The following is a 14,503-nucleotide window of genomic DNA, read 5'->3' on the forward strand; positions in this document are numbered from 1 at the left end:
GGATGTCGCACCATGCAACCGCAGGCGCGCGCCGCCGACCAGCCGTTGCCAGCGGGTTCGGAACTCGCCTGTGGATAACCGAAGCCTTCCTTCGCTCCTTGCGGAAACGGCCGACGCGTGGATCAGTGGATGAGCCAGCTCATGACGATCAGGCCGAGCACCGTCCAGATCACCCCGCCGACTATCGAGCGGCGCATGAAGGCGCGTATGCCGCTGTAGAGCAGCAACAGGCCGAGCACCAGGAAGACGAAGCTGAACAGCGATGCGTCCATGCCGATGGCCCTGGCCAGGCCGTGGAGGAAGTCGTCCATGGCGCCCCAGATGCCGCCCAGCAGGCCGGAGAGCAGGTCCACCACGAAGCGGATCGCCCTGCCCAGCATCTCGCCCAGTCCGTCGAAAAAGCCTTCTGTACCCATGAGTGTCCTGTCCTGAGTGTTCCCAGCGTTGGATCAGAGATTAGCCGCCGGGTTCAGCGTCGGCTGCTGCTTTGCTGCGGAGCGAGGAACGACTGGCGGAAGTATTCGCGGAACGCGCGCATCCCGGCGCTCGCTTCGGTGTCGCGGCGCCAGGCCAGGCCGACGCTCATCGACGGCACCGGGTCGACCAGCGATAGCGTCTCGATGCGTTTGCCTTCCAGCGACCAGGGCCGGTACACCAGATCGGAGAGGATGGCCACGCCGGAGCCGTTGGCGACCATGCTGCGCACCGCTTCCACCGAACTGGTATGGAGGATCACCTGCGGCCGGTGGCCGCTCTGTTGCCAGTAGCGCAGCGCGCTCTGCCCGGCCTCGTCGACGGTGAGCATGATGTAGGGCTCGCCGGCCACGTCGGCCAGGCCCAGGTCGGCCTTCTCGCCCAGCGGATGGCGGCTGGGCAGCCACAACCGGCGCTCGGAGTTGAACAGGGTTTCGGCGGCGATCCCGGGCTCGGTGAGATTGCCGGTGAGCAGCACGGCGATGTCGTAGCGACCGTCGAGGAGGCCGCGCTCGATGCTGGCGCGCTCGTCCTCGAACAGTTGCAGCTCCAGTTCCGGGTACCACTGCGCCAGGCGTTGCAGGTGGTGGGGGAGGAAATAGCCCATCACGGTATAGCTGGCGGCGACCTTCAGGGTGCCGTCGACCCGGGTGTCCGGTTGCGGGCTGTTGAGCGCGTCGTCGACGCTGCGCTGGATCGAATAGGCGTGGTTGAGGAAGTGCCGGCCGCTGTCGGTCAGGTTCATGCCCTGGGCCGTGCGGGTGAACAGGGCGACGCCGAGCATGCCCTCCAGTTCCTGGATTGCGCTGGTCACCGCCGACTGCGAGATGTTCAGGTGGATGGCGGCCTGGGAGATCTGGCCGAACTCGGCGGTGGCGATGAAGTAGCGAACCTGGCGGAGGGTCAGGGCCATGGGCAGCATCCGGAAGAGGTATCTGTTTTTCAGAAACCAGTCTATCAAATAATAAATCTACCCAATACCTTTCCCGGCTTTTACCGTGGCTCCATCCAACAACAAGGCAGATGAGGCCAGCCGGCAATGACTGAAGTCGACCTCAATTCCGACATGGGCGAAGGCTTCGGCCCATGGACCATCGGCGATGGCGTGGACGCGGCGATCATGCCGCTGATCAGCAGCGCCAACATCGCCACCGGTTTCCATGCCGGCGACCCGAGCAGCATGCGCCGCACCGTGGAGATGGCCGCCGAGCATGGCGTGGCCATCGGCGCCCATCCGGGCTTCCGCGACCTGGTCGGCTTCGGTCGCCGGCACATCGCCGCGCCGGCCATCGAGCTGGTCAACGACATGCTCTACCAGCTTGGCGCCCTGCGCGAATTCGCCCGGCTGCAGGGCCTGTCGCTGCAACACGTCAAGCCCCACGGCGCGCTCTACATGCACCTGGCGCGCGACGAGGCCGCCGCGCGCCTGTTCGTCGAGACCCTGCAACGCCTGGAACCGGAACTGCTGCTCTATTGCATGCCCGGTTCGGCCACCTGGCGCATCGGTCGGGAACTGGGCCAGCCGCTGGTGCGCGAGTTCTACGCCGACCGCGACTACGACCGCAGCGGCTCCATCGTCTTCACCCGGCGGGTCGCCGCCCTCGATCCGCAACAGGTCGCCGACAAGGTCCTGCGCGCCTGCCGCGAGGGCAAGGTGCGCACCGTCGAGGGCGAGGACCTCGACATCGCCTTCGACTCGGTGTGCATCCACAGCGACACCCCCGGCGCCCTGGAGCTGGTCGCCAGCACCCGCGCGCGCCTGGAAGGCGCCGGCATCCGCATCAAGGCGCCGCGTTGAGCGCCGCTCGCCTCGGCGAGCCTCGCGACAAGCTTTTCTGCCATTTCCTACAACGTTCGAATAATGAGGATTCGTCATGGCCGAACATAACGTGCAGTCCCCCTTGCCCGGCACCTTCTATCGCAAGGCCAGCCCCGACGCGCCACCCTACGCGGAGGTCGGGCAGGCGGTCGAGGCCGGCAGCGTGATCGGGCTGATCGAGGTGATGAAGCAGTTTTCCGAAGTGCAGGCCGGGCAGGCCGGCATACTCCAGGTGTTCCACGTGGAAGATGGCGAGGCCATCGAGCCGGGACAGGTGCTGGCGGTGATCGCCAGCGCTACCTGAGGAGGACGCCATGCACAAGCGACTGAACAAGCTGCTGGTGGCCAATCGCGGCGAGATCGCCGTGCGCATCATCCGCGCCGCGCAGGCACTGGGCATTCCCACGGTAGCGGTGTGCAGCGAGGCGGATCGCGATTCGCTGGCCGCGCGGCTGGCCGATGAGGTACGTCTGATCGGCCCTGCGCGGGCCGAGCGGAGCTACCTGGATATCGAGGCGATTCTCATGGCGGCGCGGGAAACCGGTGCCGACTCGATCCATCCCGGCTACGGTTTCCTCTCCGAGAACCCTGCCTTCGCCGAAGCGGTGCAGACGGCCGGACTGGTCTTCGTCGGTCCGGATGCGCAGACCATCCGCCGCATGGGCGACAAGGCCGAGGCGCGGCGTACCGCGATGGCCGCCGGGGTGCCGGTGGTGCCGGGCTCGCCCGGCGAGCTGGACGACCTCGACGCGGCGCTGGCCTGCGCCGAAGAGGTCGGCTATCCGCTGCTGGTCAAGGCCTCCGCTGGCGGCGGCGGGCGTGGCATCCGTATCGCCCACGACGCCGACGAACTGCGTCGGGAATTCCCCATCGCCCAGCGCGAGGCGCAGGCCGCCTTCGGTTCGCCGGCGGTGTACCTGGAGCGCTTCATCCGCCAGGCGCGGCACATCGAAGTGCAGATCCTCGGCGATGGCGAGCGCGCGGTGCATCTGTTCGAACGCGAATGCTCGCTGCAGCGGCGGCGCCAGAAGGTCTTCGAGGAGGCACCTTCGGCGGCGCTGGACGGCGCGCAGCGCCAGGCCCTCTGCGAGAGCGCCGTGCGCCTGGCGCAGAGTCTCGGCTATCGTGGCGCGGGCACCCTGGAATACCTGTTCGACGCGCACAGCGGCGAGTTCTTCTTCATCGAGATGAACACCCGTATCCAGGTCGAGCATCCGGTCAGCGAGATGGTCACCGGCATCGACCTGGTCCAGGCCATGCTGCGCATCGCCGCCGGCGAGGCGCTTCCCTGGCGCCAGGAGGACATTCGCCTGAACGGCGCGGCGCTGGAGATGCGGATCAACGCCGAAGACCCGGCGCGCAATTTCTTCCCCAGCCCCGGCACCGTGGAGCGCCTGGAGTGGCCGCAGGGCGAGGGCGTGCGAGTGGACAGCCACCTGTACCCCGGCTACCGGGTGCCGCCGTACTACGATTCGTTGCTGGCCAAGCTGATCGTCCATGGTCGCGACCGCGACGAAGCGTTCGCCCGCGCGCGCCAGGCGCTGGAGCGCACCGTGCTGGCCGGCATGGCCACTACCCTGCCGCTGCACCGCTGGCTGCTCGCCGATGCGCGGGTACAGGCCGCGCAGTTCGATACCGCTACCCTGGAAACCTGGCTCGCCGAGCGGACCGCCGCCGCGCAGGAGGTTTGAGATGCACGCCAACATCCGCTACAGCTTCGGCGGCGACGAGCACCTGTTCGCCGAGGTCGCCGAGTCCATGTCGCTGGAAGCCTTCTTCCGCGGCATGGCGATCACCCGCGCCATCGAGACCCTGCAATTGCCCGGGGTGCTCGACGTGTGCCTGGCCAACGCCTCGTTCCAGGTCCGCTTCGACCCCGACCGGCTGGCCCCGCAGGCGCTGCTGGAGACCGTGCGCGGCCTGGAAGCCGAGGCGGTTGCCGCGCGCAGCATCGAGACGCGTATCGTCGAAGTGCCGGTGTTGTACAACGATCCCTGGACCCACGAGACCCTGATGCGCTTCCGCGACCGTCACCAGGACCCGGACTCCACCGACCTCGAGTACGCCGCGCGGATCAACGGCTACGCCGACGTGCGGGCGTTCATCCAGGCGCACAGCGGCACGCCGTGGTTCGTCTCGATGGTCGGGTTCGTCGCCGGCCTGCCGTTCATGTACCAGATGGTCGAGCGCGAACGGCAGTTGCAGGTGCCCAAGTACCTGCGTCCGCGCATCGACACGCCGAAGCTGACCCTCGGCCACGGCGGTTGCTTCGGCTGCATCTATTCGGTGCGCGGTGCCGGCGGCTATCAGATGTTCGGCGTGACTCCGGCGCCGATCTTCGATCCCCGCCAGGGCCTGCCCTATCTCGAGGAATCGATGGTGTTCTTCCGCGCTGGCGACATCGTCCAGTTCCGCCCCATCGAGCGGACCGAATACGAGCGCATGGCGGCCGAAGTCGAAGCGGGCACATTCGACCTGCGCATCCGCCCGGTGAGTTTCGATCTCGACGCGTTCCTCGCCGATCCGCGAGGCTGCACGCAACATCTGCAGGAGGTGCTGTATGTCGATTAAGGTGCTCAAGCCCGGCCTCGCCACCTCGGTGCAGGACGCCGGCCGCGAAGGCCACTATCACCTGGGCATCCCGCCGTCCGGCGCGCTCGACCAGTATGCCCTGCGCGCTGCCAACCTGCTGGTGGGCAACGCACCGACCGCCGCCGTGCTGGAGTGCGCGCTGCTGGGGCCGCAACTGGAGTTCCAGCGCGACGCCCTGGTGGCCGTGTGCGGGGCGCGCATGACGCCTCGCCTGGAGGGCGCGGAGATGCCGCTGGATACCTCCTTCCGGGTGCGCGCCGGCCAGGTCCTGGGGTTCGATTTCATCCGTGCCGGCGCCCGTGGCTATCTCGCCATCGACGGCGGCATCGCGGTACCCGAGGTGCTGGGCAGCCGTTCGACCTACGGTCTGGGGGCGATCGGTGGCTTGCAGGGACGGCGACTGGCGGAGGGCGACCTGCTGCCCCTGGGACCTGCCTCGCCCTCTGCCGTGGAGGGCTTGGCGCTGCCGCGCTCGTTGCAGGTGGAGGTCGGCGGCGAGGTGAGCTTGCGGGTAGTTCCCGGACTCTACGTCCATCGCCTGACTCCCGACGCGGTCGAGCGTTTCTTCGCCGAGACCTGGACCGTCGGCTCGGAGGCGGACCGCACCGGCTACCGCTTCAAGGGCGGCACGGCGCTCCGGTTCGAGCCGCGCGAACAGCCATTCGGCGCAGGCTCGGACCCGTCCAACATCGTCGACGCCTGCTATCCCATCGGCTCGATCCAGGTACCGGGCGGGCTCGAACCCATCGTCCTGCATCGTGATGCGGTATCCGGTGGGGGATATGCCACGCTGGGCACGGTGATCAGCCCCGACCTGAACCGGCTGGCGCAGATGCAACCGAACCAGAAGGCGCGTTTCGTCGCCGTCAGCCTGGAGGAAGGTCTCGAGGCGCGTCGCCGTTACAACTGGCAAGTGCAACGACTCCAGCACTTCTTCCTGCGCTGAGTCGTCGATACCGGCCGCTTCCGTCTGCGAAGCGGCCTCCCGCTCACTTGTAGTAGATATCTATCGCAGTGGTGGCATTGAATCGACCCAACGTAGGTGCGTTGGTCATCCATTTCAGTTGGGCCAGGAAGTTCTTCACCACGACCTGGTCTTTGCTGTGTTCCACCAATTGGAATTCTTTGTTGAAGGGGACGATGCGACGGTCTTCTTGCCTGAGCACGGTGATGCCTACGGACTTGTTGTCTCCCGGCACCAACGTGTCGCCTACGGTGCTGGAAGAATTCACGGGTCTCAGAAGGGCTCCCAGGCCATAGGCGCTATTGCAGTTCTTGCTTGCAGTGATCTGGAAGGGCTTTTCCTTGATGGTCTGGTTGGTGGCGGCTTGAAGCGCTTGAAGTAGGCCGAAGTCGAGTGTCTTGGGTGAAATGCTCAGGGGCGACGATCGCCGATGAAATGATCAAATATTGATCAGGTGTATACCTGTGTCCTGGTCTGGGTTGACAGCGTCCTAGAGCCACTTATGATGCCCCTTAAGCCTGACCCCGGCGTGCCGGGGCTCCCCGACAAAAGGCGCCATGCAAGCGTCGAAGGAATCTTCCCCATGAGTGCAACCGCTTCCGTCGCCACCCGTCACGACTGGTCCCTCGCCGAAGTCCGTGCCCTGTTCGAGCAGCCGTTCAACGACCTGCTGTTCCAGGCGCAGACGGTGCATCGCGCGCACTTCGACCCGAACCGCGTACAGGTCTCGACGCTGCTGTCGATCAAGACCGGCGCCTGTCCCGAGGACTGCAAGTACTGCCCGCAGTCCGGCCACTACAACACCGGCCTGGACAAGGAGAAGCTGATGGAGGTGCAGAAGGTCCTCGAGGCGGCGGCCGAGGCCAAGGCCATCGGTTCGACCCGCTTCTGCATGGGCGCTGCCTGGAAGCACCCGTCGGCCAAGGACATGCCCTACGTCCTGGAGATGGTCAAGGGCGTGAAGAAGCTCGGCCTGGAGACCTGCATGACCCTCGGCCGCCTGACCCAGGAACAGACCCAGGCGCTGGCGGACGCCGGCCTCGACTACTACAACCACAACCTGGATACCTCGCCGGAGTTCTACGGCAACATCATCACCACCCGCACCTACAGCGAGCGCCTGCAGACCCTGGCCTACGTGCGCGAGGCGGGGATGAAGATCTGCTCCGGCGGCATCCTCGGCATGGGCGAGTCGGTGGACGACCGCGCCGGCCTGCTGATCCAGTTGGCGAACCTGCCGGAGCACCCGGAGTCGGTGCCGATCAACATGCTGGTGAAGGTCAAGGGCACGCCCCTGGCGGAAGAGAAGGACGTCGATCCCTTCGACTTCATCCGCACCCTGGCGGTGGCCCGGATCATGATGCCGAAGTCCCACGTGCGCCTGTCCGCCGGCCGCGAGCAGATGAACGAGCAGATGCAGGCGCTGGCCTTCATGGCCGGGGCCAACTCGATCTTCTACGGCGAAAAGCTGCTGACCACGAAGAACCCGCAGGCCGAAAAGGACATGCAGTTGTTCGCCCGTCTCGGCATCAAGCCGGAAGAGCGCGAAGAGCACGCCGACGAAGTGCACCAGGCCGCCATCGAGCAGGCGTTGGTGGAACAACGCGAATCGAAGCTGTTCTATAACGCCGCTTCCGCCTGACCATACTGGAAGGGAGGGCGCTGCCGTCCCTTCGTTGCAGCCGCTGATGTCGGCCCTGCGTGGACGGGTGCGCCTGCGTCCGTCCAGCAACACGAGCGACCTGCCATGTCCTTCGATCTCGCTTCCCGCCTCGCCAGCCGGCGCGCGGAAGACCTCTACCGCCAGCGGCCGCTGCTGGAGTCGGCCCAGGGCCCGGACGTCGTGGTCGACGGCCAGCCGCTGCTGGCCTTCTGTTCCAACGACTACCTCGGCCTGGCCAATCATCCCGAAGTGATCGCCGCGTTACGCGCCGGCGCCGAGCGCTGGGGCGTGGGCGGCGGCGCCTCGCACCTGGTGGTCGGCCACAGCGGTCCGCACCACGAACTGGAGCTGGCCCTCGCCGAATTCACCGGGCGGCCGCGCGCGCTGCTGTTCTCCACCGGCTACATGGCCAACCTTGGCGCGGTGACCGCGCTGGTCGGCAAGGGCGACACGGTGCTGGAGGACCGCCTCAACCACGCTTCGCTGCTGGATGCCGGATTGCTCTCCGGCGCGCGTTTCTCGCGCTACCTGCACAACGACCCGGCAAGCCTCGCCGCGCGCCTGGACAAGGCCGAGGGCAATACCCTGGTGGTCACCGATGGGGTCTTCAGCATGGACGGCAATCTCGCCGACCTGCCGGCCCTGGCCGCCGTCGCGCAGGCCCGCGGCGCCTGGCTGATGGTCGACGACGCGCATGGCTTCGGCCCGCTGGGCGCCAGCGGCGGCGGGATCGTCGAACACTTCGGCCTCGGCCAGGAGCAGGTGCCGGTGCTGATCGGCACCCTCGGCAAGGGTTTCGGTACCGCCGGCGCCTTCGTAGCCGGTAGCGAGGAACTGATCGAGACCCTGATTCAGTACGCCCGGCCCTACATCTACACCACCAGCCAGCCGCCAGCGGTGGCCTGCGCCACCCTGAAGAGCCTGGAGCTGCTGCGCCGCGAAAGCTGGCGGCGGCAACACCTGGCGGCGTTGATCGCCCGTTTCCGCCATGGCGCCGAGGCGCTTGGCCTGACCCTGATGGACAGCTTCACGCCGATCCAGCCGATCCTGGTCGGCGGCAGCCGCCAGGCCGTGGCCCTGGCCGGCATGCTTCGAGCCCGCGGCATCATGGTCGGCGCGATCCGCCCGCCAACCGTGCCGGCCAACAGTGCGCGGCTGCGCGTCACGCTGTCCGCCGCGCACAGCGAAGCGCAGGTCGACCGCTTGCTCGAAGCCCTCGGCGAAAGCTGGCGACAGCTGTCGTCTAGCCTTCTGGCAGAGATCGAAGCCGAGGAGGGAGACGATGCGTGACCACCTGATCCTGTTGCCGGGCTGGGGCCTGGGCAGCGCACCGCTGGAACCGCTGCGCGACGCGCTGCACGAGCGCGAGCCGCACCTGAACGTGTTGATCGAGCCGCTGCCGTCGCTGGACGATGCCGCCGACTGGCTCGACGAACTCGACGACAACCTGCCGCGCGATAGCTGGCTGGCCGGCTGGTCGCTGGGTGGCATGCTCGCCGGCGAACTGGCGGCGCGCCGCGGCGACGATTGCCGGGGCCTGCTGACCCTGGCCAGCAATCCGTGCTTCCGCGTGCGCGAGGACTGGCCGAACGCGATGCCGGCGGAAACCTTCGAGGACTTCTTCGAGGCTTTCCTGCTCGAACCGCACCTGACCCGCAAGCGTTTCACCCTACTGGTCAGCCAGGGTGCGCGCGACCCTCGGACCCTGGCGCGGCAACTGCAGGTGGCGCTGCCGCAGCTGGAGCGCGAGGCGCTGGTCGCCGGCCTGCAGTTGCTCGGCCAACTGGATACCCGGGCCGCCCTGGAAAACTTCCGCGGGCCGCAATTGCATCTGTTCGCCGAAGCCGATGCGCTGGTGCCGGTGGCCGCGGCCGAGGCCCTGCTCGAGTGGCTGCCGGACGTCGAGGTCTCGACCCTGGCGGCCAGCCACGGCCTGCCGCTGGAATGCCCGGACGAGGTGGCCAGCGCAATCCTGAGATTCCTTCGCGAGGGTGACGATGCCTGACGATTCCGCGCCGCTGCTGGCGCCCCATGGCGTTGCCGCGCTGCCCGACAAGCGCCGGGTCGCCGCGTCGTTTTCCCGCGCGGCGGCCAGCTACGACGCGGTGGCCGAACTCCAGCGCGGCGTCGGCGAGAGCCTGCTGTCGGCATTGCCGGAAGGCTTCTCGCCGCGCCGCTGGGTCGATCTCGGCTGCGGCACCGGTCATTTCAGCCGGGCCCTGGAACGCCGCTTTGGCGCGGCCGAGGGCCTGGCTGTGGACATCGCCGAAGGCATGCTGCGGCATGCCCGCGCGCGCGGCGGCGCCAGCCATTTCATCGGCGGCGACGCCGAGAGGCTGCCGTTGCGCGACGGCAGTTGCGACCTGCTGTTCTCCAGCCTGGCCATCCAGTGGTGCGCCGACCTCCCGGCGGTGCTGGCCGAGGCGCGGCGGGTCCTGCGGCCGGGCGGCGTGCTGGCGTTCAGCAGCCTGTGCGTCGGTACCCTGGGCGAGTTGCGCGACAGTTGGCGGGTGGTGGACGGCTTCGTCCACGTCAATCGCTTCCGCGCCTTCGCCGACTACCTGCAACACGCGGCCGGCAGCGGTCTGCTGCCGCTGACCCTGCGCCACGAGGACCGGCTCCTGCATTTCCCCGACCTGCGCAGCCTGACCCACGAACTCAAGGCGCTGGGCGCGCACAACCTCAACCCCGGGCGGCCCGACGGCCTGACCGGGCGCCAGCGTATCCGCGCGCTGGTCGCCGCCTACGAGCGTTTCCGCCAGCCCGAGGGGCTGCCCGCTACCTACCGCGTCGTCTTCGGCGTGCTGCGCAAGGATTCCTGAACCATGCCGGCGTTCTTCGTCACCGGTACCGACACCGAGATCGGCAAGACCACCATCGCCGCCGGCCTGCTCCACGCGGCCCGGCGTGCCGGCCTGAGCACCGCCGCGGCGAAGCCGGTGGCCTCCGGCTGCGAGCCCACGGCGCAAGGCCTGCGCAATGGCGACGCGCTGGCGTTGCTCGGCCAGTGTTCGCTGGCGCTGGCCTACGAGCAGGTCAACCCGCTGGCCTTCGCGCCGGCCATCGCCCCGCACCTGGCGGCGCGCGAGGCCGGCGTCGAACTGAGCGCCGCACGCTTGCACGAGGCGGTGCGCGAGGTGCTGGCGCTACAGGCCGACTTCACCTTGGTGGAGGGCGCCGGCGGTTGGCGCGTGCCGTTGCAGGGGCGCGAGAACCTCTCCGACCTGGCGCGCCTGCTGGCGCTGCCGGTGGTGCTGGTGGTCGGCGTGCGCCTGGGCTGTATCAACCATGCGCTGCTCAGCGCCGAGGCGATCCTGGGCGACGGCCTGGCGCTGGCCGGCTGGGTGGCCAACGTGGTCGACCCGGCTACCTCGCGCCTGGAGGAGAACCTGGCGACCCTCGCCGAGCGCCTGCCGGCGCCCTGCCTGGGCCGGGTACCGCGCCTGGAGGAAGCCACTCCCGCGGCCGTGGCCGCGCACCTCGACCTGCGGCCCCTGGGCATCGGGCTATAAACAGCGGGCCGTCCATAACCAACGGGCGGTACCCAGCGCCGGCCAAGTCTGCTTGAATAGAAGCCACTTGCTATCGTAGCGGCGCGTGCGCGTCCCCAGGAGTAGACGGTGGAAATTTCCGGCAACGCTTTCGTCAGTGGCCTCAATGCGGTGCAGTCGGGTAGCGCCCGCGTCGCCCAGGCCGGCAGCGAGATCGCCCGCAACACCGTGGAGGCCCGTTCGCCCCAGGCCGAGCAGATGGTCGAGCTGACCCGCGGCAAGCTCGAGGCGCAGAGCGGCGCCCGGGTCATCGAGGTAGCCGACGAGACCCTCGGCACCCTGATCGACACCCACGCCTGACTCCCTGGCGGCCGGCAGCGGTCGTCCCCGACTCTTTCTTTTCCGACTGTCACCCGGCGGCCCCTGAAGCCTGCCGGGCGCTTCGCCATGGGCTTTACTGAGAGAGACGAAAGCGCTTTGGATGGTCGTTGCAGCCAGTGATTTCGGGCATGACCGAGCGGTCGGTTCGGATGCTTGACAAGGGATTGGCGTAAACGTATGTTTCAAACGCCTGTTTGAGAGTCGGGACGCATGAGTGCGTCCGGCAAGGCGACCGGGAGCGATCCCGCACTGCGACCGCAGACTCTGGACATCCGTCCGGTCGCCGATTAACCAGAACCCTTCGTAGAGGTTGACTGCTATGCCTGATTACAAGGCCCCCTTGCGTGATATCCGTTTCGTTCGCGACGAGCTGCTGGGCTACGAAGCGCACTACCAGAGCCTGCCGGGCGCCGAAGACGCGACTCCCGACATGGTCAACGCCATCCTCGAGGAAGGTGCGAAGTTCTGCGAACAGGTGATCGCTCCGCTGAACCGCGTCGGCGACCTGGAAGGCTGCACCTGGAGCGCCGACGGCGTGAAGACCCCGACCGGCTTCAAGGAGGCCTACCAGCAGTTCGTCGAAGGCGGCTGGCCGAGCCTGGCCCATGACGTCGAGCACGGCGGCCAGGGGCTGCCGGAATCCCTTGGCCTGGCCATCAGCGAGATGGTCGGCCAGGCCAACTGGTCCTGGGGCATGTACCCGGGCCTGTCCCACGGCGCCATGAACACCCTGCATGCCCACGGCACCGCCGAGCAGCAGGCGACCTACCTGACCAAACTGGTCTCCGGCGAGTGGACCGGCACCATGTGCCTGACCGAGCCGCACTGCGGCACCGACCTGGGCATGCTGCGCACCAAGGCCGAGCCGCAGGCCGACGGCAGCTACAAGGTCACCGGCACCAAGATCTTCATCTCCGCCGGCGAGCACGACATGGCCGACAACATCGTCCATATCGTCCTGGCCCGCCTGCCCGACGCCCCGCAGGGCACCAAGGGCATCTCGCTGTTCATCGTGCCGAAGTTCCTGCCCAACGCCGAAGGCAACGCCGGCGAGCGCAACGCGGTTTCCTGCGGTTCCATCGAGCACAAGATGGGCATCCACGGCAACGCCACCTGCGTGATGAACTTCGACGCCGCCACCGGCTTCCTGATCGGCCCGCCGAACAAGGGCCTGAACTGCATGTTCACCTTCATGAACACCGCTCGCCTGGGTACCGCGCTGCAAGGCCTGGCCCATGCCGAAGTCGGTTTCCAGGGCGGCATCGCCTATGCTCGCGAGCGTCTGCAGATGCGCTCGCTGACCGGTCCGAAGGCGCCCGAGAAGCCCGCCGACCCGATCATCGTGCATCCTGACGTGCGCCGCATGCTGCTGACCATGAAGGCCTTCGCCGAAGGCAATCGCGCGATGCTGTACTTCGCCGCCAAGCAGGTCGACATTGTCCAGCGCAGCCAGGACGAAGAGCAGAAGAAAGCCGCCGACTCGATGCTGGCCTTCCTCACGCCGATCGCCAAGGCGTTCATGACCGAAGTCGGCTTCGAGTCCGCCAACCACGGCGTGCAGATCTTCGGCGGCCACGGTTTCATCGCCGAGCACGGCATGGAGCAGAACGTCCGCGACAGCCGCATCTCGATGCTGTACGAAGGCACCACCGGCGTTCAGGCCCTCGACCTGCTGGGTCGCAAGGTGCTGATGACCCAGGGCGAGGCGCTGAAGGGCTTCACCAAGATCGTGCACAAGTTCTGCCAGGCCAACGAAGCCAACGAAGCCGTCAAGGAATTCGTCGCTCCGCTGGCACAGCTGAACAAGGAGTGGGGCGACCTGACCATGAAGGTCGGCATGGCCGCCATGAAGGATCGCGAGGAAGTCGGCGCCGCTTCGGTGGACTACCTGATGTACTCCGGCTACGCCTGCCTGGCCTACTTCTGGGCCGACATGGCGCGCCTGGCCGCCGAGAAGCTGGCCGCCGGCACCGGCGAGGAAGCCTTCTACAAGGCCAAGCTGCAGACCGCGCGCTTCTACTTCCAGCGCATCCTGCCGCGTACCCGCGCCCACGTCGCCGCCATGCTGTCCGGCGCCAACAACCTGATGGAGATGGCCGAGGAAGATTTCGCCCTCGGTTACTGATGGAACGGGCCGCTGGCGGCCCGTTCCCCAGGTGAGAAAGAGCCCGCCCTTCGGCGGGCTTTTTCATGCCTGCGATCCGCTGCATCCTGGCCTTTCGACCTCGGGGTTATGGCGTTGCATTCAGCGTCCGCAGCGTGATTGTAGGCGCCCGCCCGGCGCAGTAGCTTCGAGGGATTCGCGCCTGTGGGGCGCCCCTGCCGAGGAGAACAGAGATGCCGGAATACAAGGCTCCGCTGCGCGACATGCGCTTCCTGATCGATGAGGTATTCGACTTCCATGGGCGCTACCAGGCGCTCGGCGCCAGCGACGCGACCCCGGACATGGTGGCGGCGATCCTCGATGAAGGGTCGAAATTCTGCGAACAGGTTCTGGCGCCGCTGAACCGCTCCGGCGACGAAGAAGGCTGCCACTTCGACAACGGCGTGGTGACCACGCCCAAGGGCTTCAAGGAAGCCTATGCACAGTACGTCGAGGGTGGCTGGAACGGTGTCGCCAGCGATCCCGCGTACGGCGGCCAGGGCCTGCCGCACTCGCTGGGTCTGCTGCTCAGCGAGATGATCGGCGCCAGCAACGTCTCCTGGGGCATGTACCCGGGCCTGACCCGCGGCGCCATGTCGGCAATCCACGCCCACGGCAGCCAGGCGCAGAAGGACCTCTACCTGGCGCGGATGACCGCCGGCACCTGGACCGGCACCATGTGCCTGACCGAGCCGCACTGCGGCACCGACCTGGGCATCATCAAGACCCGCGCGGTGCCGAACGCCGACGGCAGCCATGCGATCAGCGGGACGAAGATCTTCATCTCCGCCGGCGAGCACGACCTGAGCGAGAACATCGTTCACCTGGTGCTGGCCAAGTTGCCCGATGCGCCGGCCGGGACCAAGGGTATCTCGCTGTTCATCGTGCCGAAGTTCCTCCCCGACGCCGCCGGCGAGGCAGGCGTGCGCAACGCGGTTTCCTGTGGCTCCATCGAGCACAAGATGGGGATCAAGGC

Annotated in this window: 16 protein-coding genes; 13 read left to right on the forward strand and 3 right to left on the reverse strand. The window is 67.5% G+C overall.

What is annotated here, in order from left to right; translation table 11 throughout:
* Positions 1 to 122: 122 nt before the first annotated feature.
* Together HMPREF2924_RS26090 and HMPREF2924_RS26095 are read right to left on the reverse strand one after the other, a co-directional pair.
* Positions 123 to 416, reverse strand: coding sequence for a hypothetical protein (locus tag HMPREF2924_RS26090; protein ID WP_003084806.1), 294 nt, complete (start codon positions 414 to 416; stop codon positions 123 to 125).
* A 53-nt stretch (positions 417 to 469) separates the two neighbouring features.
* Positions 470 to 1,396 (reverse strand): LysR family transcriptional regulator, encoded by a 927-nt coding sequence (locus tag HMPREF2924_RS26095; RefSeq protein WP_003129068.1) that lies wholly within the window; start codon positions 1,394 to 1,396, stop codon positions 470 to 472.
* A 117-nt stretch (positions 1,397 to 1,513) separates the two neighbouring features.
* Between HMPREF2924_RS26095 and HMPREF2924_RS26100 the strand changes: the two genes are divergently transcribed.
* From HMPREF2924_RS26100 to HMPREF2924_RS26120, 5 genes are all read left to right on the forward strand, one after another.
* Positions 1,514 to 2,272 carry a 5-oxoprolinase subunit PxpA gene (locus tag HMPREF2924_RS26100; RefSeq protein WP_003111232.1) on the forward strand — a complete coding sequence of 253 codons (759 nt, stop codon included), beginning with the start codon at positions 1,514 to 1,516 and terminating at the stop codon, positions 2,270 to 2,272.
* Between the two features lie 76 nt (positions 2,273 to 2,348).
* Positions 2,349 to 2,597, forward strand: a complete 249-nt coding sequence (locus HMPREF2924_RS26105) for an acetyl-CoA carboxylase (protein WP_003111233.1) — start codon at positions 2,349 to 2,351, stop codon at positions 2,595 to 2,597.
* Positions 2,598 to 2,607: 10 nt separating this feature from the next.
* The gene (locus HMPREF2924_RS26110; protein ID WP_003129071.1) at positions 2,608 to 3,984 is read left to right on the forward strand and encodes an acetyl-CoA carboxylase biotin carboxylase subunit; all 1,377 of its coding nucleotides are present in this window, start codon (positions 2,608 to 2,610) and stop codon (positions 3,982 to 3,984) included.
* 1 nt (position 3,985) lies between these two features.
* A complete protein-coding gene (locus tag HMPREF2924_RS26115) occupies positions 3,986 to 4,864 on the forward strand; it encodes a 5-oxoprolinase subunit B family protein (protein WP_019484654.1) in 879 nt (292 codons plus the stop codon).
* Positions 4,854 to 5,831 carry a 5-oxoprolinase subunit C family protein gene (locus HMPREF2924_RS26120; RefSeq protein WP_003084819.1) on the forward strand — a complete coding sequence of 326 codons (978 nt, stop codon included), beginning with the start codon at positions 4,854 to 4,856 and terminating at the stop codon, positions 5,829 to 5,831. The genes HMPREF2924_RS26115 and HMPREF2924_RS26120 overlap by 11 nt, the downstream gene beginning before the upstream one ends.
* 43 nt (positions 5,832 to 5,874) lie before the next feature.
* On the opposite strand, the gene HMPREF2924_RS26125 is transcribed toward HMPREF2924_RS26120, so the two are convergent.
* Positions 5,875 to 6,264, reverse strand: coding sequence for a fimbrial protein (locus HMPREF2924_RS26125; protein WP_218014958.1), 390 nt, complete (start codon positions 6,262 to 6,264; stop codon positions 5,875 to 5,877).
* 168 nt (positions 6,265 to 6,432) lie between these two features.
* On the opposite strand from HMPREF2924_RS26125, the gene bioB reads away from it, so the two are divergent.
* The 8 genes from bioB to HMPREF2924_RS36620 all read left to right on the forward strand — a co-directional run.
* Positions 6,433 to 7,491, forward strand: a complete 1,059-nt coding sequence (gene bioB / locus HMPREF2924_RS26130) for a biotin synthase BioB (protein ID WP_003103330.1) — start codon at positions 6,433 to 6,435, stop codon at positions 7,489 to 7,491.
* A 105-nt stretch (positions 7,492 to 7,596) separates the two neighbouring features.
* A complete protein-coding gene (gene bioF, locus HMPREF2924_RS26135) occupies positions 7,597 to 8,802 on the forward strand; it encodes an 8-amino-7-oxononanoate synthase (protein ID WP_003084826.1) in 1,206 nt (401 codons plus the stop codon).
* Positions 8,795 to 9,517: an alpha/beta fold hydrolase gene (locus HMPREF2924_RS26140; protein WP_003084828.1), complete on the forward strand. Its 723-nt coding sequence runs from the start codon at positions 8,795 to 8,797 to the stop codon at positions 9,515 to 9,517. The genes bioF and HMPREF2924_RS26140 overlap by 8 nt, the downstream gene beginning before the upstream one ends.
* On the forward strand, positions 9,510 to 10,334 hold the full coding sequence (gene bioC, locus HMPREF2924_RS26145) for a malonyl-ACP O-methyltransferase BioC (RefSeq protein WP_015502249.1): 825 nt from the start codon (positions 9,510 to 9,512) through the stop codon (positions 10,332 to 10,334). Before HMPREF2924_RS26140 ends, bioC begins: the two co-directional genes overlap by 8 nt.
* Before the next feature lie 3 nt (positions 10,335 to 10,337).
* A complete protein-coding gene (gene bioD, locus HMPREF2924_RS26150; protein ID WP_003129110.1) occupies positions 10,338 to 11,024 on the forward strand; it encodes a dethiobiotin synthase in 687 nt (228 codons plus the stop codon).
* A gap of 108 nt (positions 11,025 to 11,132) precedes the next feature.
* A complete protein-coding gene (locus tag HMPREF2924_RS26155; protein WP_003103338.1) occupies positions 11,133 to 11,363 on the forward strand; it encodes a hypothetical protein in 231 nt (76 codons plus the stop codon).
* 340 nt (positions 11,364 to 11,703) lie between these two features.
* A complete protein-coding gene (locus HMPREF2924_RS26160; RefSeq protein WP_003084842.1) occupies positions 11,704 to 13,509 on the forward strand; it encodes a phenylacyl-CoA dehydrogenase in 1,806 nt (601 codons plus the stop codon).
* 212 nt (positions 13,510 to 13,721) lie between these two features.
* A partial coding sequence (locus tag HMPREF2924_RS36620) for an acyl-CoA dehydrogenase family protein (RefSeq protein ID WP_256567981.1) occupies positions 13,722 to 14,503 on the forward strand: 782 nt, incomplete at its 3' end.

The sequence above is a fragment of the Pseudomonas sp. HMSC063H08 genome (assembly GCF_001813645.1).
Taxonomy (GTDB): domain Bacteria; phylum Pseudomonadota; class Gammaproteobacteria; order Pseudomonadales; family Pseudomonadaceae; genus Pseudomonas; species Pseudomonas aeruginosa.